The organism is Nonomuraea sp. B5E05, from assembly GCF_039880665.1.
Taxonomy (GTDB): domain Bacteria; phylum Actinomycetota; class Actinomycetes; order Streptosporangiales; family Streptosporangiaceae; genus Nonomuraea.
Genome location: NZ_JBDPMJ010000001.1, coordinates 262,256 through 281,587, shown reverse-complemented (window position 1 = coordinate 281,587; position 19,332 = coordinate 262,256). Strand labels below are relative to the sequence as shown.

Annotated in this window: 21 protein-coding genes; 11 read left to right on the top strand and 10 right to left on the bottom strand. The window is 70.6% G+C overall.

What is annotated here, in order from left to right; all coding sequences use genetic code 11:
• Positions 1–74 precede the first annotated feature (74 nt).
• Together ABGB01_RS01330 and ABGB01_RS01325 are read left to right on the top strand one after the other, a co-directional pair.
• A complete protein-coding gene (locus ABGB01_RS01330; protein WP_347769381.1) occupies positions 75–815 on the top strand; it encodes an IclR family transcriptional regulator in 741 nt (246 codons plus the stop codon).
• Positions 816–818: 3 nt separating this feature from the next.
• Positions 819–1,031: a DUF2277 domain-containing protein gene (locus ABGB01_RS01325; protein ID WP_132596886.1), complete on the top strand. Its 213-nt coding sequence runs from the start codon at positions 819–821 to the stop codon at positions 1,029–1,031.
• 9 nt (positions 1,032–1,040) lie between these two features.
• Here the strand turns inward: ABGB01_RS01325 and ABGB01_RS01320 are convergent, their stop codons facing one another.
• Positions 1,041–1,463: a hypothetical protein gene (locus ABGB01_RS01320; RefSeq protein ID WP_347769379.1), complete on the bottom strand. Its 423-nt coding sequence runs from the start codon at positions 1,461–1,463 to the stop codon at positions 1,041–1,043.
• Positions 1,464–1,557: 94 nt separating this feature from the next.
• Here ABGB01_RS01320 and ABGB01_RS01315 point away from each other — a divergent pair, with 94 nt between their 5' ends.
• From ABGB01_RS01315 to ABGB01_RS01300, 4 genes are read left to right on the top strand one after another with little or no spacing between them, the layout of a single operon-like run.
• Positions 1,558–2,238, top strand: coding sequence for a response regulator transcription factor (locus ABGB01_RS01315; RefSeq protein WP_347769377.1), 681 nt, complete (start codon positions 1,558–1,560; stop codon positions 2,236–2,238).
• Entirely contained in the window at positions 2,235–3,491 is a 1,257-nt protein-coding gene (locus tag ABGB01_RS01310; protein ID WP_347769375.1) for a HAMP domain-containing sensor histidine kinase, read from the top strand. The genes ABGB01_RS01315 and ABGB01_RS01310 overlap by 4 nt, the downstream gene beginning before the upstream one ends.
• A 52-nt stretch (positions 3,492–3,543) precedes the next feature.
• Positions 3,544–4,116 (top strand): hypothetical protein, encoded by a 573-nt coding sequence (locus tag ABGB01_RS01305; protein WP_347769373.1) that lies wholly within the window; start codon positions 3,544–3,546, stop codon positions 4,114–4,116.
• A 52-nt stretch (positions 4,117–4,168) separates the two neighbouring features.
• Complete coding sequence (locus tag ABGB01_RS01300; protein WP_347769371.1) at positions 4,169–4,504, top strand: PepSY domain-containing protein; 336 nt, start codon at positions 4,169–4,171, stop codon at positions 4,502–4,504.
• Between the two features lie 45 nt (positions 4,505–4,549).
• Here ABGB01_RS01300 and ABGB01_RS01295 read toward each other — a convergent pair whose 3' ends face one another.
• Entirely contained in the window at positions 4,550–5,134 is a 585-nt protein-coding gene (locus tag ABGB01_RS01295; RefSeq protein WP_347769369.1) for a helix-turn-helix domain-containing protein, read from the bottom strand.
• Positions 5,135–5,342: 208 nt separating this feature from the next.
• On the opposite strand from ABGB01_RS01295, the gene ABGB01_RS01290 reads away from it, so the two are divergent.
• Both ABGB01_RS01290 and ABGB01_RS01285 read left to right on the top strand, forming a co-directional pair.
• Complete coding sequence (locus tag ABGB01_RS01290) at positions 5,343–5,534, top strand: hypothetical protein (protein ID WP_347769367.1); 192 nt, start codon at positions 5,343–5,345, stop codon at positions 5,532–5,534.
• A complete protein-coding gene (locus ABGB01_RS01285) occupies positions 5,531–6,448 on the top strand; it encodes a chlorophyllase (RefSeq protein ID WP_347769365.1) in 918 nt (305 codons plus the stop codon). The genes ABGB01_RS01290 and ABGB01_RS01285 overlap by 4 nt, the downstream gene beginning before the upstream one ends.
• A gap of 140 nt (positions 6,449–6,588) precedes the next feature.
• Here ABGB01_RS01285 and ABGB01_RS01280 read toward each other — a convergent pair whose 3' ends face one another.
• Positions 6,589–7,164, bottom strand: coding sequence for a CGNR zinc finger domain-containing protein (locus ABGB01_RS01280; protein WP_347769363.1), 576 nt, complete (start codon positions 7,162–7,164; stop codon positions 6,589–6,591).
• Positions 7,165–7,256: 92 nt separating this feature from the next.
• Here ABGB01_RS01280 and ABGB01_RS01275 point away from each other — a divergent pair, with 92 nt between their 5' ends.
• Both ABGB01_RS01275 and ABGB01_RS01270 read left to right on the top strand, forming a co-directional pair.
• Positions 7,257–8,429 (top strand): epoxide hydrolase, encoded by a 1,173-nt coding sequence (locus ABGB01_RS01275; RefSeq protein ID WP_347769361.1) that lies wholly within the window; start codon positions 7,257–7,259, stop codon positions 8,427–8,429.
• A 60-nt stretch (positions 8,430–8,489) separates the two neighbouring features.
• Positions 8,490–10,088: an AAA family ATPase gene (locus ABGB01_RS01270; protein WP_347769359.1), complete on the top strand. Its 1,599-nt coding sequence runs from the start codon at positions 8,490–8,492 to the stop codon at positions 10,086–10,088.
• Positions 10,089–10,220: 132 nt separating this feature from the next.
• On the opposite strand, the gene ABGB01_RS01265 is transcribed toward ABGB01_RS01270, so the two are convergent.
• The gene (locus ABGB01_RS01265; RefSeq protein WP_347769357.1) at positions 10,221–10,439 is read right to left on the bottom strand and encodes a hypothetical protein; all 219 of its coding nucleotides are present in this window, start codon (positions 10,437–10,439) and stop codon (positions 10,221–10,223) included.
• A gap of 184 nt (positions 10,440–10,623) precedes the next feature.
• Here ABGB01_RS01265 and ABGB01_RS01260 point away from each other — a divergent pair, with 184 nt between their 5' ends.
• On the top strand, positions 10,624–11,070 hold the full coding sequence (locus tag ABGB01_RS01260; RefSeq protein ID WP_347769355.1) for a hypothetical protein: 447 nt from the start codon (positions 10,624–10,626) through the stop codon (positions 11,068–11,070).
• Between the two features lie 346 nt (positions 11,071–11,416).
• Here ABGB01_RS01260 and ABGB01_RS01255 read toward each other — a convergent pair whose 3' ends face one another.
• The 6 genes from ABGB01_RS01255 to ABGB01_RS01230 form a co-directional block, all read right to left on the bottom strand.
• Positions 11,417–11,545 (bottom strand): hypothetical protein, encoded by a 129-nt coding sequence (locus ABGB01_RS01255; RefSeq protein ID WP_347769353.1) that lies wholly within the window; start codon positions 11,543–11,545, stop codon positions 11,417–11,419.
• A 67-nt stretch (positions 11,546–11,612) separates the two neighbouring features.
• Positions 11,613–12,248, bottom strand: a complete 636-nt coding sequence (locus ABGB01_RS01250) for an HNH endonuclease family protein (protein WP_347769351.1) — start codon at positions 12,246–12,248, stop codon at positions 11,613–11,615.
• 93 nt (positions 12,249–12,341) lie between these two features.
• Complete coding sequence (locus ABGB01_RS01245) at positions 12,342–15,449, bottom strand: 2Fe-2S iron-sulfur cluster-binding protein (RefSeq protein ID WP_347769349.1); 3,108 nt, start codon at positions 15,447–15,449, stop codon at positions 12,342–12,344.
• Positions 15,446–15,688 (bottom strand): sarcosine oxidase subunit delta, encoded by a 243-nt coding sequence (locus ABGB01_RS01240; RefSeq protein ID WP_347769347.1) that lies wholly within the window; start codon positions 15,686–15,688, stop codon positions 15,446–15,448. The genes ABGB01_RS01245 and ABGB01_RS01240 overlap by 4 nt, the downstream gene beginning before the upstream one ends.
• The gene (locus ABGB01_RS01235; RefSeq protein ID WP_347769345.1) at positions 15,688–16,890 is read right to left on the bottom strand and encodes a sarcosine oxidase subunit beta family protein; all 1,203 of its coding nucleotides are present in this window, start codon (positions 16,888–16,890) and stop codon (positions 15,688–15,690) included. The genes ABGB01_RS01240 and ABGB01_RS01235 overlap by 1 nt, the downstream gene beginning before the upstream one ends.
• Complete coding sequence (locus ABGB01_RS01230) at positions 16,887–19,316, bottom strand: FAD-dependent oxidoreductase (protein ID WP_347769343.1); 2,430 nt, start codon at positions 19,314–19,316, stop codon at positions 16,887–16,889. Before ABGB01_RS01230 ends, ABGB01_RS01235 begins: the two co-directional genes overlap by 4 nt.
• Positions 19,317–19,332 lie beyond the last annotated feature (16 nt).

Genomic DNA, 19,332 nt, shown 5'->3' with positions numbered 1-19,332 from the left:
ACGCGGCGAATCCCCCTCACCGGCCACGAAGATCCCCGTGAGAAGCTCCGTGCGGCGAAGTATGCTGTTGCGGTATGAGCAACACCGCGACCGTACAATCAGTAGATCGGGCCATCGCCATCCTGGAAATCCTCGCCCGTGAGGGTTCGACCCGAGTGACGGACCTCGCGACGGAGCTCGACGTGCACAAGTCCACGGCGTTCCGGTTACTCGCCGCTCTCGAGCAGGGCGGTCTGGTGGAGCAGAGCAGCGACCGCGGCCGTTACCAGCTCGGATTCGGCGTGGTGCGGCTGGCCGGCGCGGCGACGGCCCAGCTCGACCTGTCGCGTGAGGGCAGGGACGTGTGCCTGCGCCTGGCCGAGGAGATCGGCGAGACCGTCAACATCGCGGTCCCGCAGGACGGCGACGCGGTCAACCTCACCCAGATCCGCGGCCCCGCCGCCATCAGCGGGCACAACTGGGTCGGGCAGAGCACCCCCGCCCACGCCAGTTCCAGCGGCAAGGTGCTGCTGGCCTTCGGCGCCCTGCGCATGCCCGACGAGCTCGACCACTACACCCCCAGGACGATCACCTCCGAGGACGAGCTGGAGCTCGACGCCATCAGGGAGCGCGGCTGGGCCGCGGCCGTGGAGGAGCTCGAGGTCGGGCTCAACGCCGTCGCCGCGCCGATCAGGGGCAACGACGGCTCCGTCGTGGCCGCCGTCAGCGTCTCCGCGCCCTCCTACCGGCTGACGCCTGACCGGCTGCCCGAGGTGGGCGAGGTGCTGGTGGAGGGCGCGCGGGAGATAAGCCAGCGCATGGGCTATTACCGTTAGGGCATGTGCAGAAGCATCAAGACCCTGCGTCCCCCTTACACCGAGAGCGTGACCGAGGAGGACGTACGCGCGGCGGCGCTGCAGTACGTCAGGAAGATCTCCGGTTTCCGAGCGCCCGCCGCGCACAACGCGGAGGCGTTCGACCGGGCCGTCGAGACCATCACCAGGGCGTCCGAGGAGCTGCTGGGGGCGTTGCAGGTCCGCGGGAGCCGCTGACCGGCCTGGCTACGACGAGGGGCGGGCGACGGGCCGGCCGCCCGAGCAGGCGATCGTGAGCTCGATCTCGTCGCCCTCTTCCGGCTCGAACTCGACCTTGGTCTCCCGGGCGGGCCCCGGCTCGACGCCGTCCACCGCGTAGCCCTGGGCGGGGCTCCACGAACGCAGCGTCACCCGGTCGGCGTCGCAGGAGGCGATCACGGTCCCGCCGGCGCTGCGGATCAGCTTCTCCTGCTGGGGCTTGGCGGGTGAGCCTGTCGGCGTCGCGATCGCGCGCGAGGTCGCGGTGGCCAGGGCCGCGCGCACCTCCGGCTCGCTGAGCACGTGGCTGGAGGCGCCGGTGAGGCCGTTGCCGAGCAGGCCGAGCACCGCCACGCCCGCGCCGGTGGCGGCGACGGCGGCGGCGGCCCAGGCCAGGACGAGTCTCTTCATCGGCTCCCAGCCTCCCCCCTCTACGGCTAAGACCGGGTTAAGGCGACCTTAACGCGGCCCGAGGCATCGTCATCGAGCGTCTACGTTCATGTACATGGCTGACATCCTGCTCATCGAGGACGACGTGGCGATCCGCACGGCGCTCAGCCGCGGGCTGCGCGAGCTCGGCCACGCCGTCTCCTCCTCGCCGACGGCGCTGGACGGGCTGCGGCTGGCCGTACAGGACCGTCCCGACCTGATCGTCCTCGACCTGGGGCTGCCCGACCTCGACGGGGTGGAGCTGCTGCGCATGGTGCGGGCGGTCAGCCGGGTGCCGGTCATCGTGGCGACGGCCCGCGACGGCGACGCGGAGATGGTGCCGGTGCTGGACGCGGGCGCCGACGACTACGTGGTCAAGCCGTACAGCGCGGCGCAGCTCGACGCCCGGATCAGGGCCGTGCTGCGGCGTTCGGGCGGCGACTCCGCGCCGGAGCCGCTGGCGGTGGGAGCCCTGCGGGTGGATCCGCGGGCGCGGACGGCCACGCTGGACGGTGCCGCGCTCGACCTGACGCCGCGCGAGTTCGACGTCCTGCACTATCTCGCCGCCCGGCCGGGCGAGGTGGTCACCAAGCGGGAGCTGCTGACGGAGGTGTGGCAACTCCCCTACGGCGGGGCCGACAAGACCGTGGACGTGCACCTGTCGTGGCTGCGCAGGAAGCTCGGCGAGACCGCGTCCGAGCCCCGCTACCTGCACACGGTGCGCGGCGTCGGCGTCAAGCTGGTCGAGCCGTCATGAGGCGGTGGCTCGCGCTGCTGGTCGCCGCGACCACGTCTCTCGTGCTGATCGCGCTGCTGGTGCCGATGGCGCTGCTGATCCGCGCCGTGGCCGAGAACGGCGCCATGAGCAGGGCCACCGCCGCGGCCGAGTACGTGGCCGTGAACGTGGGCACGCCCGACCTGACGCTGGCCGTGCAGCAGGCGGGGCGGCCCGTGACCGTGTTCCTGCCCGGCGGCGGCACGGTGGGCGGGCCCGCGCCCCGCTCCGACGCCGTACGCCTGGCCTCGACCGGACGCAGCGTCACCGCCGCGACCACCGGAGGCAGGGAGGTGCTGGTCTCGGCTCAGACACCTGAGGGCACCGCCGTGATCAGGGTGTTCGTGCCGGACACCGAACTGACCAAGGGGGTGCGGGAGGCGTGGCTGGCGCTGCTCCTGCTCGGGCTCGCCCTGGTCGTGCTGGGCATCGTGCTGGCCGACCGGCTGGCGCTGGCCGTGACGCGGCCCGTGGACGGGCTCGCCCGGGTCTCGCACCGGCTGGCCGGCGGTGACCTGTCCGCCAGGGCGAAGCTCGGCGGTCCTCCCGAGGTGCGCTCCGTGGCCCTGGCGCTCAACCATCTCGCGGGGCGGATCGACGACCTGCTCGCGGCGGAGCGGGAGTCGGTGGCGGACCTCTCGCACCGGCTGCGCACCCCTCTGACAGGCCTGCGGCTGGACGCGGAGTCGCTGCGCGACCCGGAGGAGAGGGCGCGCGTGCAGAGCCGGGTGGACGCGCTCCAGCGCGCGGTGAGCGCGGTCATCACGGACGCGCGGCGGCGCTCGGCCGGGCGCGACGCGTGCGACGCGGCGGCGGTCGTGCGCGAGCGGGTGCGGTTCTGGTCGGTACTGGCCGAGGACCAGGGGCGGGACGTGTCGCTCTCGCTGCCCGACGCCCCGCTGCCGGTGGCGGTGGGGGCCGAGGAGCTCGCCGCCTGCGTGGACGCGCTGCTCGGCAACGTCTTCGCGCACACCCCCGAAGGGGAGCCCATGGCGGTGCGCCTCGGGCCGCACGACGCCGGGGCCCTGCTCGTGGTCGAGGACTCCGGCCCCGGCCTCGACCCGGCGCTGCTGGAGCGCGGCACCAGCGGGGGCGGCTCGACCGGGCTCGGCCTCGACATCGCCCGCCGCACCGCCGAGTCGTCCGGCGGCGGCCTGTCCGTCTCCACGGCCGCCGGGGGCGGCGCACGCGTGGAGGTCGTCCTGGCCACGCCCGTGCCTGAAGCTCATCGATAGGCCCTGGCGGCAATGCGGGAGGGGTCCCGACGCATCGGGCGAAGATTGTGCCATGGATGAGGATGAAAGGGTCGGCAAGGAGCCGGAGGAGTCGGTGCCTCTGCCGCTCTGGTGGCGCGTCATTGTCCTGTGCCTCGCGCCGGTCGCCCTGGCGCTGTCCGTCAATGCGGTCTTCCAGCACCTGGCCACGGCGAACCTCAGGCTCTCCCCCGCAGGAGGCCCTGCCCCGGACATCCACTTCAGCTTCCGTCACGTGGGCGCTGGGCTCACAGACGACCACCGCTACACCTTCACCTGGCAGGTACGCGACAGCCTCGAAAGCACCCTGAGCGTCCGGCGGCCGTACTCTGTGCCCCACCTCCGCCATGTCGACGACGTGTCGGGCACGCTGACCGCGTACGTCCCGGCGGGCTGCGCGGACCGTACGATCCGATGGCGGATCACCGTCAACGGGCGGGAGGCCGGCGCAGGTTCTTTCCAGGGGCGGCGGGCGTACACGATCCCCACCGATTACTCCTCGGACGGCGACCTGGACACTGTCGTGGTCGCCGCCGGCTGGGACGGCGGCACCGAGGCGTGCACCCGCTTCCGGCTGGTGTGGGACACCAAGGCGCTGGAGCCGTAGCGTTAACCGCGGCTTAGCGCGCGATTAGCGGCGATCGCGGTTCCGTGGAGTCATGCGAATCACGAAGAAGTTCATCGTCGCCGGTGCCGGGGTCGTCACGCTCGTCGCGGGCGGAGGCGCGGCCGTCGCCGCCACCACCGCCGCCGCGCCCGCCCCGAAGGTCACGGCGGAGCAGGCCATCGAGATCGCGCACAAGCAGGTGGCGGGCGCCTGGGTCAGCGAGCTCGACTTCGACTCCCAGGGCACGCGGGCGGACGTGTGGGAGATCGAGCTGACCAAGGGGTCGCAGCGGCACGAGCTGAAGATCGACGCCGCCACGGGCAAGGTCACCAAGAACGAGACGGAACGGGCGGACAAGGACGACGACGACAACGACGACGACGACTGATCCGGATCTCGTGAGGAACGCCGGGCCACCGTGGCCCGGCGTTTCCTACGTTTGCGGGCGAAGCCCCGCGATGAGCAGGGCGACCATCCGCCGCGCGTCGTAGCGGGGATCATTGTCGGCGCCGATGCAGAGGTTGCCGACGCCGCGCATGAGCTCGAGGGCGTTGACGTCCGTACGGATCTCACCGGCGGTGGCCGCCGCGTCGAGCAGCCGGGTGCAGACGGGCACGAGGCGGTCCAGGAAGTACGCGTGCAGCGCGTCGAAGCCGGCGTTGTCCGACTGCAGCACGGCGGCGAGCCCGTGCTTGGTGACCAGGAAGTCGACGAACTGGTCGATCCATCGCCTCAGCGCGTCGTAGGGGCTCGCGGCGCTCTCCAGCAGGGCAGGACCGGCCTCGGCGCAGGCCTCCACCTGGTGCCGGTAGACGGCGATGATGAGGTCGGCCCTGGTCGGGAAGTGGCGGTAGATCGTGGCCACCCCGACTCCCGCCCTGGCCGCGATGTCGCGCACCGGCGCCTCGACGCCCGAGGTCACGAAGACGGCCGCGGCGGCGTCGAGCAGCGTCCTCTCGTTGCGCCGGGCATCGGCCCGCTTACGGGGCGCCGCACGCCCCGCGCCTCCGTCGTTCACCGCGCTGCTTCCCTCCATGCCGGACTTGCAAAACGGAACGACGATCCGTATCGTAGCTGGAACCAGATTCCGTTTATCCCATGATGCCAGAGCGCCGCCCGTACGGCCAAGCCGCGCATCTGCCCCAGCGCCTCGAGGGAGGCCGACCGGCATGCGCCTATCGGGCCGACCGCGACGAACGGCTCCAGCATGCACCGAACACGCATGGTTGTTCGACCACCTCCTGCCCGTCTCCTACGACCAGCCCGACATGACCCGCGAGGCGATCGGCGAAGCGCTCGACGCCGGCTTCACGCACATCGTCCTCGGGTTGTCGGCGCCCTACCCCGACAACGTCGCGCGGTGGGTCACCGACCAGCTCATCACCAAGAATCGCCAGAAAGAGAAATCAGTCTCATGACGGAAACAGACCTCGCAGCCGGCTCCCCCACTCCGGCCGTCTCGGTCAAGCCGGTCGTCCTGCCCGCGCCGGGCCGCGGCGAAGACCTCCAGATCCACGTGTCCGCGCCCGTGACCGGCACCGGCCTGCCTGTCATCGTGTTCTCGCACGGCTTCGGCCAGTCGATGAACGGCTACGCCCCGCTGGCCGACCACTGGGCCGCTCACGGGTTCGTGGTCCTGCGGCCCACCCACCTCGACTCCCGGACGCTCGGCCTCCCGCCCGAGGACCCCCGCACGCCGGAAATCTGGCGCTTCCGGATCGAGGACCTCAAGCGCACCCTCGACGGGCTCGACCTCCTCGAAGCCGCCGTACCGGGCCTCGGCGGACGTCTCGACCGCGGCCGCATCGCCGTGTCGGGCCACTCCTGGGGAGCTCAGAGCGCGAGCACGCTGCTGGGGGCGCGCGTCCTCGGCTCCGACGGACGTCCCGGGGAGGGCATGTCCGACCCCCGCGTCAAGGCGGGTGTGCTGTTCGCCCTTACGGGCCTCGGCGACGACCTCACCCCGTTCGCCGCCGAGCACTTCCCCTTCATGAGGCCGTACTTCGGCGACATGACCACCCCCGCGCTCATCGTCGCGGGGGACGAGGACCAGTCCGCGCTGTCCACCCGCGGCCCCGACTGGTTCACCGATCCCTACGTCCACAGTCCCGGGAGCAAGAGCCTGCTCACGCTGTCGGGGGCCGAGCATTCGCTCGGGGGCATCTCCGGGTACGAGTCCGCCGAGACGACCGACGAGCACCCTGCACGCGTCGCCCTGATCCAGCGGCTCACCACCGCCTACCTGCGCGGCGCCCTCTGCTCCGAGGACGCCGGCTGGAAGGCGGCGCTGGACGAGGACCTCGGCCCGCTGGGGAGCCTGCGGAGCAAGTAGGCGTGCCGCGTCCGTCGTCGCGCCGGTGGTCGTGCTAAGCGTGCTCCGCGGCGAGTTCGTGCCGATCAGGCGGTCGAAGGGGCGGCGGCCACGTCAGGCCTCTTCGTGGCCGCCCTCCTTCGCCCAAGACGAGGTGACGATCACTCCGCTGGTTCAGGGTTTTTGCGCTGGTTGGCAATGAAGCGTGCCTTCTTCTGGCGATTCCCGCACGTGTTCATGTCACACCATTTGCGGGTGCGACTTTGGCTGGTGTCGAAGAAGGCGGCCTGGCAGGTCGGCGATGCGCACAAGGCCAGTTTTCCGTCTCGCTCACCTGCGATGATGCTGATCGCGTCGGCGGCGATCACGCTGAGGGCATCTTCCACGCGGGAAGCCGAGCTGAGCCGCCATCGCCGCTTACCCTCGGGCGTCAGGACAGCCGCGGCCCGCCCCTGAGCGCTGCGGTCATTGATGACGTGGACAGCGGACGCGGGGAGAGCGTCCTGGATCGCGGCCGCTGTAGCGGCGGCGTGAATCGACTCCCTCAGTTCCCGAGCGAGGTCGAGCTGGGCCGTGGTGCAGGAGTCCACGGCGAGGCCGTTCACCGCCAGCCAGTCGATGAGCCGGTGCGGCGTGGGAATGCGCTCCACGGCCTTGCCATGACGCTCCGACAGAGTCCCCGTGAAGCTGGTCGCCAGCACGTTGCCGAGGCGGAAGGCAGGGAACCCAGCACGCATGGAACCACCTTAGCAGGTTGCACGCTGCACGAAGGCATGTTAGAACCGTCTTAGCCGGTTCGCAGCCGGTTCCGCGATGGCCAGGAGGTCTCATGCCCCGCCCGACCAGCGACGTGCAAGCATGTGAAGCCCACGCAACCGACGCCGACCTCGACGATCTGCGCGCGCGACTGGCCGCGGCGCGGCTACCGGAAGCCGAGACGGTCCACCGCGCCGCGCCCGATCCTCGCCGATGGGAACAGGGCGTTCCGCTCGCCGACCTCGTCGATGTCGTGAACTACTGGCGCACCGGGTACGACTGGCGGTCGTTCGAAGAGCGCCTCAACCGGATCGGCCAGTTCCGCACGACCATTGACGATCTGGGAATCCATTTCCTGCACCGCCGATCCGCGCGCGCGGATGCCACTCCTCTGATTTTGACGCACGGCTGGCCGGGCAGCATTGCCGAGTTCATCGACGTAGTGGACGAGCTGGCAGATCCGAAAGATGCGGACGCGCCGGCGTTCCACGTCGTGGTCCCGTCGCTGCCAGGCTTCGGTTACAGCGACAAACCGGCCACCACCGGGTGGGGAACCGAAAAGATCGCGGCCGCATGGGTGGAACTGATGGGAAGGCTCGGCTACAGCACGTTCCTGGCCCACGGCGGCGACTGGGGCGGGAATATCACCACGGTTCTCGGCGGCAGGTTCCCGGCGCACGTTCTCGGCATCCACACAACGTTCGCGGAGGCGCCGCCCGGGTTGACCACGGACGGGCTCACGGCGGTCGAGCGCAGGTGGACCGAGGAAACCCGCGATTTCTGGCGCCACCGCGCGGCGTACGCGAAGCAGCAGGCGACCCGACCGCAGACCATCGGCTACTCGCTCGTCGACTCACCGGTCGGACTTCTTGCCTGGATCCTTGACAAGTTCGCCGAGTGGACAGATACCGAAGACAGCCCGTTCGAGACGATTTCCAGAGACCGCGTTCTTGACAACGTCACCCTGTATTGGCTGACGCGGACCGGCGCATCGTCGGCCCGCATTTACTACGAGAGCCACAACTCGCTCGACCCCGAACTTCGGGTCGACGTCCCGTCAGCCATCACTATGTATCCTCGCGACATCGAGAAGTATCCGCGCCCCTGGGCGCAGGAGCGGTACCGGCACATCGTCCGATGGAGGTCGCCCGAAAGCGGGGGGCATTTCCCGTCGCTGGAGGTCCCAGAATATTTCGTCAAGGACCTGCGAGAAGGCCTCGCGGCCGTGCTGGCCGCTCATCGGTGAACGCGGCTCGGCGATCCGGAATCCCGCACCCAGGACCAGGAGCGATGACAGTATGTGACCATGCGTCCACCCCGAGCGAGATCTTTCAACACCGCGGGCCCGTGCGACCCCCAGCGGCACTACATGCTGCCGCCCACACCTCGGCTTCCCGAGGCGCGAGCGCTGATCGACATGGACCGCTACTTCGTGGTCCACGCGCCCCGGCAGACCGGCAAGACCACCGCGCTGCGCACTCTGGCGTCCGAGTTGACGGCCGAAGGCGATGTCGCGGCTCTGGTGTTCTCCTGCGAGCGCGCCAAGGTGGCCCGCGACGACGTGGGCTGGGGAGAGTCGATGCTGCTGGATTCGATCCGCGCGGCCGCCGAGCGGTCGGGCTGGCCGGACGAACTGCTCCCGCCTGACCCCTGGCCGCAGGCCACGCCGGGCAGCCGCATCGATGTCGCGCTGAGCGAGTGGTGCCGTCGCTGTCCGCGCCGGGTGGTGCTGCTCTTCGACGAGATCGACGCCCTGCAGGGCGACAGCCTGATCAGCTTCCTCTGCCAGCTCCGTGACGGTCACAACGCCCGGCCCGATGGGCACCCGTTCCCCACGTCCGTGATCCTGTGCGGGCTACGCGACATCCGTGACTACAGGACCGCTGTGGGTGCCGACCCGAACCGGTGCACTCCCACCAGCCCGTTCAACATCGTCACCAAGTCGCTGCGCCTGGGCGACTTCACCGCCGGCCAGATCGCCGAGCTGTACGGCCAGCACACGCAGGCCACCGGCCAGGAGTTCGCCAAGGACGCGGTGGAGCGGGTGTTCGAGCTGACGCAGGGCCAGCCGTGGCTGGTCAACGCCCTCGCCCACGAGATCACCTTCGAGATGAGGGTGACCGGCACCATCACCGCCGACCGCGTGGACGAGGCCAAGGAGCGGCTGATCCGGGCGCGCGCCACCCACCTGGACGCCCTCGTGGCGCGCCTGTACGAACCACGGGTGGAACGAGTGATCGAACCGATCGTGGCGGGAACGTGGCCGGGCACGGACACGTCTTTCGACGATGACGTCTCCTACGTTCACGATCTGGGCCTCATCCGGGGGCCCAGGGACCTGGAGATCGCCAACCCGATCTACCGGGAGGTCCTGCTGCGGGTCCTGGGCGATCGTACGGAGCGGTTCGTCAAGGCCGACCCGCGCAGCTTCGTCCTGCCGGACGGCCGGTTCGACCTGGCGCGCCTGCTGCGGGAGTTCGTCGTGTTCTGGCGCGAGCACGGCGAAGTCCTCATCCGGCAGGAGGGCTACCACGAAGCCGCCTGCCAGATCATCCTCATGGCCTTCCTGCATCGCCTGGTCAACGGCGGCGGCCACCTCGACCGCGAGTACGCCGCCGGCACCAGACGCCTCGACGTCCTGATCCGCTGGCCCTACCCGGGTCCGGACGGCGAACGACGGATGCAACGGGAGGCCATGGAGCTGAAGGTCTGGCGCGCCGGCAAGGACGACCCGCTGCCCGACGGCCTCGCCCAGCTCGACGGGTATCTCGACCGGCTCAGCCTCACCACCGGCGTACTGGTGATCTTCGACCGGCGCCCCGAGGCCCCGCCGTGGAAGGATCGCGGTTCCTTCGAACAGGCGACCACACCGTCCGGCCGCCACGTCACCGTTCTCCGGGGATAGCGCACATCGCGCAGACGGTGGGCATCGCGGCCGTACGCCGGCACGGTTCCGGGTGAGCGCACGGGCGCCCCACGCACTCTCGCGGCGGGCCACCGATACGGGCGGGACTCCGACCGAGCGGGCCCACGATCGTCAACGGCTGAGGGCTTGTTCGAGCAGGTCCTGAAGAGCGCGCTGCTGCTGCGTGGTGAGGCCGGCCAGTGGTGAGTCCTGGACAAGGAGTTCGAGGAGCCGTTCACGGAGGGCGTTGCCCTCCGGGGTGAGGACGAGTTGTTTTGGGACGGCGCCGGCCCCGCCTGGCGCGAGCTGATTAACCAGTGCGCGCAGCAGGAAACTGACCCCGACCGGCATCTGACGGCCTGGGAAACGCCCGAAACGCTGGGCCTCCTGACCTGAGGGCCCGACGTCGCCTATGCGGCCACCAACCATAGCTGGCGACTAGAAGAGAAGTCAGCCAGGTCTGTCGCCGGCGAGAAAGAAGGGTCGCTATCAATAATCTGTTGACAACTTATCGTTGAAGGCATGTTCTATTGATATGAACATCGACACCTCTCGTGATCGCCACAGGCGTCACGTCGCCGCACACGCGGCCCGCGCCCGGCTGATCGACCGTTTCGGCACTGACGAACACCGGCGCCAGCAGGGGGAGTTTCCAACCGGCCCCCGAGTACCCGCCACGGAGCTGCTGCGGTTGGTCCTCGACGCCTCCCGTGGCACCGACACCGGCGTCCCCGAGGTCAGGCAGGAAGACTTGACCGACGCGCTCCAGATGGTGGTCCCCATCCGGCGCAGCATCGACAACATGGAGTACAACGCCATCGCTGTCGCCCGCAAGGCTGGACTGACCTGGCGGCAGCTCGCCGACGCCCTCGCCCTCGAAAGCCCTCAAGCTGCTCAGCAGCGCTTCCAACGCCTTGGCGACCGGCTCAACGACACTGCCATCGGCGAGAACACCCGTTCCCGGCCGACGGACGGCTTGTGACCAGTTCCGTCGCACCAGGCGTGGCGAGGACGATCGACACGAGCCGCAGCGTGACCTCCACCGCCCCAGCCGCCAACAAATCCGGGAGCCGACATCTATAAGTGGGAGTCACAGCCCAACATGCCTTTACGACCTTCATGCGACTGACCACCAGATTCGCCTGACAGCTCCCCAGATAACGATGGCGTCCGGGAGCCGCACGCGCTTGCGCCCAGAGCCCCTGCACCCGGCGTGCTGGCTCGTGCTACTTCTCACCGACATTCCAGGCCCGATCAGCCCTCGAGCGCTGTCCAAACTGACCGACAAACGCTACTGCTGCTCGCCAGCAAAACGCCGCTCTGGTGGATCAGGAGGCGATGGCCTGGATGTCGGCGCTCTCGCCGTGGATGTTCCAGTCGAGCACGACGAGGTTGACCGCCCTGGCGTGCGCGGGTGCCACGGTGATCGCGGGGGCGCGCGCGGTGAGCGCTGTCATCACTTGAATCCGTCTGGTCACACGCATGCTCACGGATCTTACGCACATCATGACTCTGCGTACAGGGTCAGCAGCCGTCGAGGACGGTCTCCATGGCCTGCTTCTCCGCCTTGGTCACCCAGACGTCGTACTTCGCCTTCACGTCGATCTGCCGGCTGACATAGGCGCACCGGTACGCCTTGCGCGGCGGCAACCAGGTGGCGGCGTCGGAGTCGCTCTTCTGCCCGTTCAGCGGTCCGTCGACGGCCAGCAGGTTGAGCGGGTCGTTGGCGAACTCCTTGCGCTTGTCCTTCGACCACTGCTGCGCGCCCTTCTGCCAGGCGTCCGACAGCGGCACCAGGTGGTCGATCTGGACTTTCGAGCTGGTGTCCTGGCCACGCTCGAACTCGATGGTCTTGCCGCTGAACGGGTCGTCGAGCGTGCCGGTCAGGACGACGCAGTCGTGGGTGCCGGGCTTGAAGGTCTCGCCCTCCAGGTCGCGTTTGAGGATGTCGTTACGGGTGTCGCAGCCGTTGTGGTCGACGTCGGACCAGGCGGGGCCGAACTCGTCGCGGTCGAAACCGGTCTTCGGGGCGCGGCCCTTGACGTCGAGCTCCGCCAGCTTGTCGCGGGCCTCCGACACCGAGGCAGAGTCCGGCTTCTCGACGTCCCCGCCCGCCGACTGTACGGTCAGCCCGCCACAGCCGGCCAGCATCCCTGACATGGCCAGACCGGCCACAAATTCCCGAACCCGCACCGCACACCCCTAAGACCTGGTTTTCGTAAAGTCTAGGGATAGAAGTGCCCATCAACGGATCTACGAAGCCTCCAGGGCATCGATCAGCCACTCTGCCAGGTATCTCGCGAAAGATGATCTGACGTAGATTCGGTACGTTTCGGGCGAACGCCGTTCCAGGATCACCGACGTCCTGGCCAGCAGGGTCTGGGCGTGCCCGGGGAAGACCGACGGGTCCAGGTCGATCGGGCAGCCGGTGATGAGCACGTCGTGGGCGGCGGGCCCGGCGAGCTCCAGGACCGTACGCTGGCCCGACACGTCCACCCAGCCGGGGCGTGGCGGGACGTCCCCGGTCACCAGCCACCAGTCAGGACCCAGCCGCAGGCCCGTGCCCGGGTCCGCGCCGCGCACCTCCCACATCGGCTCGTACGGCACCTCACGCAGGCGAACCCGCGGGGTGCTCGCGGCCTCGAAGCGGGCGGCGAAGGCGGCGGCGGGGCTCTCCGACCGGCACTCCCCCACGTACGGGCCGGGCGCGTCCGCCAGGGGGTCGCCGTCGCGGCGGGCGTTGTCCGGGTCGTAGAAGACGGGCTCCACGACGGTCACCGGGTGCGCCACGTTCCCCGACACCGCCGTGAGCCGGTCGCCCGGGGTCACGTTCCTGGCCATGGCCAGGCTGAACGTGCGGCCGAGCGCGGCGCTGCGGTAGCTGGAGGTGACGTGGCCGAGCATCGGCGCCACGCCCGCGGCGGTCAGCTGGGCGCCCTCCTCCACGAGGACCGCCGGATCGTCGGCGAGCAGGCCGACCAGGCGCTTGCGGTCCTGGCGCGCGGTGTCCGGCCGGGCGTGGGAGCGTTTGCCGACGAAGTCCGGTTTGCGCTTGGAGACGATCCATCCCATGCCGAGGTCCTGCGGGGTCACGGTCCCGTCGGTCTCCTGGCCGACGATCGCGAACCCCTTCTCCGCCCGTAGCACGTGCATGGTCTCGGTCCCGTACGGCACCGCGCCGAGCTCCAGCACCGCCTCCCACAGCGCCCTGCCGTACCGCCACGGCACGTTGACCTCGTAGGCCAGCTCGCCGGAGAAGCTGATCCTGAAGACCCGGCCCGCCACGCCCAGCACGGGCACGCTCGCGTACCGCATGAACGCCAGCTCGACCGCCTCGGGCGCGACCGCCGCGATGACCTCGCGGGCGCGGGGGCCGACGACGGCGACCGTCGCCCAGTGGTCGGTGACCGAGGTGAACGACACGTCCAGGTCCGGCCACTCCGTCTGCCGCCACTCCTCCAGCCAGTCGAGCACCGCGGCGGCGTTGCCCGTGGTCGTGGTCATCAGGTAGTGGTCGTCGGCGATCCTGGTCGTGGTGCCGTCGTCGAACACCATCCCGTCGGCCCCGCACATCACTCCATAGCGGCAGGCGCCGACGGCGAGCGTGGAGTACATGTTCGTGTAGACGCGGTCGAGGAACTCGCCGGCGTCCGCGCCCCTGATGTCGATCTTGCCCAGGGTGGAGGCGTCCATGGCGGCGACGGCGGTGCGGGCCGCGTGGCACTCGCGTCGCACGGCGGCCTCCATGTCCTCGCCGTCCTGGGGGAAGTAGCACGGGCGTTTCCACTGGCCGACGTCCTCGAACACGGCCCCGCGCGCGACGTGCGCGTCGTGCGACGCGGTGGTCCTGACGGGGTCGGACAGCGCGCCGCGGTCGCGTCCCGCGAGGGTGGCGAAGGACACGGGCGTGTACGGCGGCCGGAACGTGGTCGTACCGACCTGGCCGGGGGCGGCGCCGAGCAGCGCGGACATGACGCCGACCACGACCGCGCCCGAGGTCTTGCCCTGGTCGGCGCCGGTGCCCGCGGTGGTGTAGCGCTTGACGTGCTCCATCGAGCGCATCCCGGTGCCCGTGGCCCTGGCGAGGTCGGCCACGGTCACGTCCCGGTGCAGGTCCGCGAAGGCGGGCTCGCTGCCCGGGGCTCTCTCGACGAGCCAGAGGGCCGCCGGCCGCCGCAGGGACCGTTCGTCGCACTCCGGCACCCTCAGCCCAGGTTCGCTGCGCCCGGCGGCCTCCGCTCCCGCGGCGTAGCCGTCGGCGATGGCCTCGCGGGTGCCGTACAGGCCCGCGCAGGCTCCCGCCGACCGTTCGGCCTGCGCCGACGTGCCGGGCACGAAGGCCGCGAGCTCCTCGTCGAACCTGGTCCGGCCGCCCGACTGGCTGAACAGGTGCACGGCCGGGTTCCAGCCGCCGGCGACGGCCAGCAGGTCGGCGTCGAAGTGGCGGGCGCCCGCCTGGACGCCGGTGAGCACGCCCTCGGCGTCCGCGGTCGTGCCCGTCACCACCTGGCCGGCGAGCACCTCCACGTCCGCGGGCAGCCCCGAAGGGCGCGGGTCCACGACGGCGAGCACGTCGACCCCGGCCGCCATGAGGTCATCGGCCGCCTCGTAGCCGGAGTCGGCGCAGGCGAACACCACCGCACGCCGTCCGGCGCGCACGCCGTAACGGTTGGCGTAGGCCCGGGCGGAGGCGGCCAGCATCACACCGGGCCGGTCGTTGCCGGGGAAGGCGAGCGAGCGCTCGTGCGCGCCCGTGGCCAGCACCACGCGCCGCGCCCTGATGTGCCACAGCCGCTCGCCCCGAGCCCGCCGCTCCACGGCGAGCACGTAATTGTGGTCGTAGTAGCCGACGGCCGTCGTCCTGGTGAGCACCCTGGCGGGCAGGTCGAGGCCGGCCACCCAGTCGAGCGCGGGAGCGCCGTCCAGGAGCAGGCGGCTGTTCAGCAGGTCACCGCCGAGCCTTGGCTGGTCGTCCACGAGGATCACCCGCGCCCCCGACCGTCCCGCCGCGACGGTCGCGGCCAGCCCGGCCGGCCCGCCGCCGACCACCAGCACGTCACAGTGCAGGTAACCCTTGTCGCAGCGGCGCTCGTCCACCGCGTCGAGATCGACCCGGCCCCTGCCGCGCAGGCTCTGCGCCTCCAGCCCGTCGTGGAGCTCCACGGTGGTGGCCGCCAGCATCGGGTCGGCGCCCACGCGGACCAGCGCGTTCGGCTCCTCGGGACCCGCGCTGAAGATCCCGCGCGGACGGCCCAGATCGACGCTGCGGCCGACCACCCGCACCCCGTTGCGCAGCAGCGCCGCGGCCAGCGTGTCACCCGGCTCGCCCGTCATCGGGCGGCCGTCGAACGTGAACCTCATCGTGGCTTCCTGATCTCGTGGGTGACCGTGTGGCGTTCGACCGTGAACCAGGTCCGGCAGCCGTGCACGTGGAACCAGCGCTCGTGGAACCAGCCCTTGGAGTTGTCGCGCATGAACACGTACGCGGCCCACCGTTCGTCCGTCATGTCGCCGGTGGGGCAGGCGATGCCGGCCTGGCCGCCGTAGCGGAACTCGTTCTCGTCGCGAGGCCCGCAGCTGGGGCAGTCGATCAGCAACATCAGTGCGCCACCGCCGCCGCGCCGTGCTCGTCGATGAGCGCCCCCGTGGTGAACCTGTCGAGCGCGAACGGCTCCGCCAGCGGATGCGGCCGGTCGTGGGCCAGCGTGTGGGCGTAGACCCAGCCGGAGCCGGGGGTCGCCTTGAAGCCGCCGGTGCCCCAGCCCGCGTTGATGTAGAGGCCGTCGACGGGGGTCGGCCCGATGATGGGCGAGGCGTCAGGGGAGACGTCGACGATCCCGGCCCAGGTGCGCAGGACGCGCACCCTGCTGAAGATCGGGAACAGCTCCAGGGCCGCCGCCATCTGCGCCTCGATGACGTGCACGCCGCCGCGCTGCCCGTAGGAGTTGTACGCGTCGATGCCCGCCCCCATGACCAGCTCGCCCTTGTGCGCCTGGCTGACGTACACGTGGACGGCGTTCGACATGACCACGCAGTCGAGCACCGGCTCCAGCAGCTCCGACACCAGCGCCTGCAGCGGGTGCGACTGCAGCGGCAGGCGGATCCCGGCCCGCTCGGCGAGCACGGAGGTGTGCCCGGCAGCCGCCAGCGCGACCTTCCCCGCCGCGATGCGCCCGCGCGAGGTCTCGACGGCCGTGACCCGGCCGCCGGTGATCTCGAAGCCGGTGACCTCGCAACCCTGGATGAGGTCGACGCCGTACGCGTCGGCCTGGCGGGCCAGGGCCCAGGCCACGTGGTCGTGCTTGGCGATGCCGCCGCGCCGCTGCAGGGTCGCGCCCATGACGGGATAGCGGGCCCGGTCGCTGACGTTGATGATCGGGCAGAACTTCTTGACCTCGTCAGCGTCGAGCCACTCGGCGTCCACGCCGTTGAGCCGGTTGGCGTTCACCCGGCGCCGGCCCTCGCGCACGTCGCCCAGGTTGTGCGCCAGGTTGAGCACGCCGCGCTGGCTGAACTGCAGGTCGTAGTCCAGCTCGTCCCTCAGCCCCTCCCACAGCTTGAGCGAGTGCTCGTAGATGGCGGCGCTCTCGTCCCACAGGTAGTTGGAGCGGATGATCGTGGTGTTGCGGGCCATGTTGCCGCCGGCCAGCCAGCTGCGCTCCAGGACGGCGACGTTGGTCAGGCCGTGGTTCTTCGCCAGGTAGTAGGCGGTGGCCAGGCCGTGACCGCCGCCTCCCACGATGACGACGTCGTAGGCGGACTTGGGCTCCGGATTGCGCCAGAGGAAGTCGGGGTGGGTCAACGTCTGATCTTCTCCATCCCGGGGTCGAACAGGGGTTCCTTCGCGACCTCCGCGGGGACGCGGCGGCCGAAGTAGGAAATATCCACTTGTGTCCCTGGTTCGGCGATCTCGGCAGGCAGCCAGGCGTACGCGATGGGCCGCTGGATGGTGTGCCCGTACGCCGCGCTCGTGACGTACCCGACCGTGCGGCCCTCATGCCGTACGGGCTCCTTGCCCATCACCACCTCGGTGCTGAGCAGCGGCACCAGTCTGCGCGTGACGTCGGTCGTCAGCGCGTCCCGGCCGACGAAGTCCTTGTCCGTCCTGACGGCGAAGGCCAGCCCCGCCTCGTACGGGTTGTGCTCGGTGGTCATGTCGACGCCCCAGAGCCGGTAGCCCTTCTCCAGCCGCAGGCTGTTGAACGCGGCCCGCCCGCCGGCGGTCGTCACCCCGGGCGACCAGAGCGTGTCCCACAACTTGAGCCCCATGTCGGCGGTGGTGTAGAGCTCCCAGCCCAGCTCGCCCACGTAGGAGACGCGCATCGCGAGCACCGGCACCTGACCGACGTATCCGGACCGGCAGCTGAAGTAGCGGAAGTTCTCGTGCGACAGATCCATGTCGGTGAGCCCCTGCACCAGCTCCCTGGCCTGCGGGCCCCACACGCCCACGCAGCACGTGCCGGGCGTCAGGTCGCGCACCCGCACCCCTCCGGGCGCGTGCCGGGTCAGCCACTCGAGGTCGAGGTTGCCGTTCGCGCCGACCTGGAAGGTCTCCTCGTCCAGCCGCGCCACCGTGAGGTCGGACCTGATGCCGCCCTTGATGTCCAGCAGCAGGGCGTAGGTGACCGAGCCGGGCTTCTTGTCCACGTTGTTCGTCGTCATGCGCTGCAGGAACGCCGCCGCCCCCGGCCCGCTGACCTCGACGCGCTTGAGCGGCGTCATGTCGTAGAGCGCGACCCGCTCCCTGGTCGCGTACGACTCCGCGGCGGCGATCGGCGACCAGTAGCGACCGGCCCACTCGTCCCGCTGCTCGGCCCCGATGAACGGCTCGACCGGCACCTCGCCGTCGTGTTCATCCGTGCCGCGTACGAGGTCTTCCAGCAGCGGCGCGTTGGCCTCGAACCAGTGCGGCCGCTCCCACCCCGCCGCCTCCAGGAAGAACCCGCCCAGTTCGCGCTGGCGCGGGTAGAACGGGCTGGTGCGCAAAGGCCGCGGCGACTCCATCGGCTGCAGCGGGTGGATGACGTCGTAGACCTCGACGAAGTTCTGCTTTCCCCGCTCCTCGATGAACGCCGGCGACAGCTGCGCCTGCTCGAACCTGCCCAGCTCGCACTCGTGCAGGTCGACCGGCGAGCGTTCGTCCACGAGCACCTCGGCCACCGCTCGCGCCACCCCCGCCGAGTGGGTCACCCAGACGGCCTCGGCCAGCCAGAAACCTTCGAGGTGAGGCGCCTCGCCGATCAGCGGGAACCCGTCGGGCGTGAAGGAGAAGACGCCGTTGATGCCCTCCTCGTACTTCGTCTCGGCCAGCGCGGGCAGCAGCTCGACAGCGTCGCGCCAGACGGGGTCGAAGTCCTCCTCGGTGAACGCCTGCACCGACGGCATCGTGGTCGACCGGGGGCCGATCTCCTCCTGGGTGACCGGCATGGGCCTGTGGGCGTAGGAGCCGATGCCGATGCGGTCACCGTGCTGCCGGAAGTAGAGGTCGCGGTCCTGGTGGCGGAGGATGGGGCCCTCCGGCTGGGGGGCGAGGGGGCCCGACTTGGCGTACTGGTGGGCCAGCGGCAACAACGGCACGGTCAGCCCCGCCATCGCGCCGATCGAGGGGCCCCAGAAACCCGCCGCGCACACCACCACGTCGGCGGGGATCGTCCGGTGCCCGTCCGAGGTCACGACCGAGACGCCGCTCACCCGGCCGCCCCGCTGCTCGACGCCCACCACCGTGTGGCCGGGCAGGAACGTGGCCCCGCGCTCCGTGGCCCGCTCCGCCTGCGCCTGCCCGCAGGCGACCGCCCCCGCCAGGCCGTCGCCCGGCACGTGGAAACCGCCGAGCACCCTGTCCTTGTCCAGCAGCGGCCACAACTCCGCGCACCGCCCGGCGTCGACCAGCTCTCCCCCGACGCCCCACGACTCGGCCCAGCCGTGCTTGCGGTGCAGGTCGGCCCAGCGTTCCGGGGTGGTGGCCACCTCCAGGCCGCCGACCTGGCGGAAACAACTCTCCCCCAGCGCGGTGTACTTGCGCACGGTGTAGGAGGCGAACTCGGTCATCGTCTTGGACGGGTTGGTCTGGAAGACCAGGCCGGGCGCGTGGGAGCTGGAGCCGCCGGCGGCGAAGAGCGGGCCCTGGTCGAGCACGGTGACGTCGCTCCACCCCCGCTCGGTGAACTCGTCGGCGAGAGCGCACCCCACGATTCCCGCCCCCACGATCACCAAACGGGGTCCACTCATGGCGCCTCCGGTTGTT

Bases quoted from the DNA above. Each gene is read 5' to 3' on its own strand.
- ABGB01_RS01270 (WP_347769359.1), top strand. From the start codon at position 8,490: ATGCGTCCACCCCGAGCGAGATCTTTCAACACCGCGGGCCCGTGCGAC.
- ABGB01_RS01275 (WP_347769361.1), top strand. From the start codon at position 7,257: ATGCCCCGCCCGACCAGCGACGTGCAAGCATGTGAAGCCCACGCAACC.
- ABGB01_RS01240 (WP_347769347.1), bottom strand. From the start codon at position 15,688: ATGTTGCTGATCGACTGCCCCAGCTGCGGGCCTCGCGACGAGAACGAG.
- ABGB01_RS01305 (WP_347769373.1), top strand. From the start codon at position 3,544: ATGGATGAGGATGAAAGGGTCGGCAAGGAGCCGGAGGAGTCGGTGCCT.
- ABGB01_RS01300 (WP_347769371.1), top strand. From the start codon at position 4,169: ATGCGAATCACGAAGAAGTTCATCGTCGCCGGTGCCGGGGTCGTCACG.
- ABGB01_RS01230 (WP_347769343.1), bottom strand. From the start codon at position 19,316: ATGAGTGGACCCCGTTTGGTGATCGTGGGGGCGGGAATCGTGGGGTGC.
- ABGB01_RS01245 (WP_347769349.1), bottom strand. From the start codon at position 15,449: ATGAGGTTCACGTTCGACGGCCGCCCGATGACGGGCGAGCCGGGTGAC.
- ABGB01_RS01280 (WP_347769363.1), bottom strand. From the start codon at position 7,164: ATGCGTGCTGGGTTCCCTGCCTTCCGCCTCGGCAACGTGCTGGCGACC.
- ABGB01_RS01250 (WP_347769351.1), bottom strand. From the start codon at position 12,248: ATGTCAGGGATGCTGGCCGGCTGTGGCGGGCTGACCGTACAGTCGGCG.
- ABGB01_RS01255 (WP_347769353.1), bottom strand. From the start codon at position 11,545: ATGACAGCGCTCACCGCGCGCGCCCCCGCGATCACCGTGGCACCCGCG.
- ABGB01_RS01285 (WP_347769365.1), top strand. From the start codon at position 5,531: ATGACGGAAACAGACCTCGCAGCCGGCTCCCCCACTCCGGCCGTCTCG.
- ABGB01_RS01325 (WP_132596886.1), top strand. From the start codon at position 819: ATGTGCAGAAGCATCAAGACCCTGCGTCCCCCTTACACCGAGAGCGTG.
- ABGB01_RS01315 (WP_347769377.1), top strand. From the start codon at position 1,558: ATGGCTGACATCCTGCTCATCGAGGACGACGTGGCGATCCGCACGGCG.
- ABGB01_RS01310 (WP_347769375.1), top strand. From the start codon at position 2,235: ATGAGGCGGTGGCTCGCGCTGCTGGTCGCCGCGACCACGTCTCTCGTG.
- ABGB01_RS01265 (WP_347769357.1), bottom strand. From the start codon at position 10,439: ATGCCGGTCGGGGTCAGTTTCCTGCTGCGCGCACTGGTTAATCAGCTC.
- ABGB01_RS01320 (WP_347769379.1), bottom strand. From the start codon at position 1,463: ATGAAGAGACTCGTCCTGGCCTGGGCCGCCGCCGCCGTCGCCGCCACC.
- ABGB01_RS01330 (WP_347769381.1), top strand. From the start codon at position 75: ATGAGCAACACCGCGACCGTACAATCAGTAGATCGGGCCATCGCCATC.
- ABGB01_RS01260 (WP_347769355.1), top strand. From the start codon at position 10,624: ATGAACATCGACACCTCTCGTGATCGCCACAGGCGTCACGTCGCCGCA.